General features: G+C 48.6%; 3 protein-coding genes. All 3 read right to left on the bottom strand.

The window, feature by feature from the left end; genetic code table 11:
- Positions 1–197 (bottom strand): PfkB family carbohydrate kinase (locus tag QVP40_RS11650; RefSeq protein WP_288200534.1); only part of this gene is annotated, 197 nt, incomplete at its 3' end.
- A 19-nt stretch (positions 198–216) separates the two neighbouring features.
- Entirely contained in the window at positions 217–1,959 is a 1,743-nt protein-coding gene (gene ilvD / locus QVP40_RS11645) for a dihydroxy-acid dehydratase (protein WP_022068577.1), read from the bottom strand.
- A gap of 62 nt (positions 1,960–2,021) precedes the next feature.
- On the bottom strand, positions 2,022–2,222 hold a 201-nt coding region (locus tag QVP40_RS11640; protein ID WP_442852293.1), incomplete at its 5' end, for a GntT/GntP/DsdX family permease.

The raw sequence follows: 2,222 nt of genomic DNA, 5'->3' as shown, positions 1-2,222 counted from the left end.
GGGACAACTGTAAAAAAGGTGCTGTCTATGCCAAGATTCGCAAGCGCCAGCGCAATGTTTGCTTCACTTCCGCCGTAGCTTGCCTCAAAACTGGAGGCCATTCGGATTTTTTCATGGTTGGGAGGGGTCAGGCGAAGCATGATCTCTCCTATGGTAATGAATATGTGCGTATTTTGACCAGAATCTTTTACTCCCATAATTGCCTCCTGTAAATATCTATTCCAGATAAGCGCCCTTCATGGGGCTTACCGCATGCTGACTGAATAAACGAAGCACGCCTTTTTTGTATTTCGGCTCACGGGGCTGCCAGTTTTTGCGGCGTTCTTCCAGAATCTCATCAATTTCTTCCATAGATCTGCGCTGACCTTTGACTCCGATAATGTTCAGCTTACGGGCCGGAACATCAATCTCGATCAGATCTCCTTCCTCTACCAGAGCAATGGGACCGCCTTCAACAGCCTCAGGGCTGCAGTGTCCAATAACCGGTCCTGTGGATGCCCCGGAAAAGCGTCCGTCTGTGATCAGGGCAAGGCTTCTTCCAAGTTCTTTATCGCTGCTGATTGCCTCAGAGGTATAAAACATCTCCGGCATTCCGCTTCCTTTCGGACCCTCGTAGCGGATAAATACTGCATCGCCTTTCTGTACCCTGTGATGAAGCACTGCATCCAAACACTCTTCCTCACTGTCAAAGGGTCTTGCGTTCAGAACTGCCCGGAACATTTCCTTTGGACATGCAGTGTGCTTGATCACTGCTCCCTCCGGAGCCAGATTTCCTCTGAGAACGGCAATGCTTCCGTCCGTTCCGATGGCATTGTCATAAGAACGGATAATATCCTCTCTGGTAAGATTTACATTGTAGCGTCTGTTAAATTCCTGAAGCCATTTCTCACATTTTTCATAGAAACCGTTTCTTCGGAGTTCCTCCAGGTTTTCACCAAGGGTTTTGCCTGTAACAGTCATAACGTCCAGATGCAGATGCTCCTTAATTTCTTCCATAATTGCAGGAACACCTCCTGCATAGTAGAAGCACTCTGCCGGCCACCGACCGGCCGGACGTACATCCAGAAGATAACGGGCATTTCTGTGCAGCCGATCAAAGGTATCTCCTGTGATCTCAATGCCAAACTCATGAGCAATGGCCGGAATATGAAGAAGGCAGTTGGTGCTTCCGGATACAGCCGCATGAACCAGAATGGCATTTTCAAAACTTTTTTCTGTGACGATCTCGCTTGGACGCATCCCCGGCATAGTTGCAAGCTTTACTGCCTGCTCTCCTGCCTGCCTTGCATATTCCAGAAGATCAGGACTTGTTGCAGGCATCAGAGCACTTCCCGGAAGAGCAAGTCCCAGAGCCTCTGCCATAATCTGCATGGTGGACGCAGTTCCGATAAAGGAACATGCGCCGCAGCTTGGACAGGCGTTGCACTTGGCCCACTCCAGCTTTTCCTCATCAATTTCTCCCCGTTCATATTTTGCGCTGTACATGCCAAGCTGCTCCAGAGTAAGCATCTCCGGTCCGGCATTCATGGTTCCGCCCGGAACCACTACCGACGGTACATCTGCTCTTGCCAGACCCATCAGATTTCCCGGCATCCCCTTGTCACAGCTTGCCAGATAAACGCCTGCATCGAAAGGAGTTGCATTCGCATGAATTTCAATCATATTGGCGATCATTTCCCGACTTGCCAGACTATAATTGATTCCGTCTGTTCCCTGGCTTTCTCCGTCGCAGATATCAGTACAGAAATAACGTGCGCCATGACCTCCGGCCTTTTCAATTCCTTTACGGACTTCCTCCACCAGAATATTCAGATGTCCGCTTCCCGGATGGCTGTCTCCAAAAGTACTTTCAATAATCACCTGGGGCTTGGAAAGATCTTCCGGCTTCCAGCCTGTTCCAATACGAAGAGGATCCAGCTCAGGAGCTATTTTTCTCATTTCCTGACTTACTAATTTCATCACAATCTTCCTTTCTTTTTCCCTGACAGAAAATCTGTGTTCAAACAGTTTCCGTCACTTTATTATGCAAACATAGAAATAATCAGCGCTACGATAAATCCGGTCACACCTACCAAGGTTTCCATAATAGTCCATGTTTTCAGGGTTGTCTTTTCATCCATTCCCACCAGCGATTTTACCAGCCAGAAACCGGAATCATTAAAGTGGGAGCAGACAGTTGCACCGCCTGCTACTGCCGCTGTAGTACATGCAAGATACAGCGG

The organism is Blautia sp. CAG:257, assembly GCF_000433815.1.
In the GTDB taxonomy this organism is placed as follows: Bacteria; Bacillota; Clostridia; order Lachnospirales; family Lachnospiraceae; genus Blautia_A; species Blautia_A caecimuris.
This window is presented reverse-complemented; position numbering and strand designations above follow the sequence as displayed.

Excerpts from the sequence above, each read along its gene's own strand:
- ilvD (WP_022068577.1), bottom strand. The coding sequence starts at position 1,959 with ATGAAATTAGTAAGTCAGGAAATGAGAAAAATAGCTCCTGAGCTGGAT.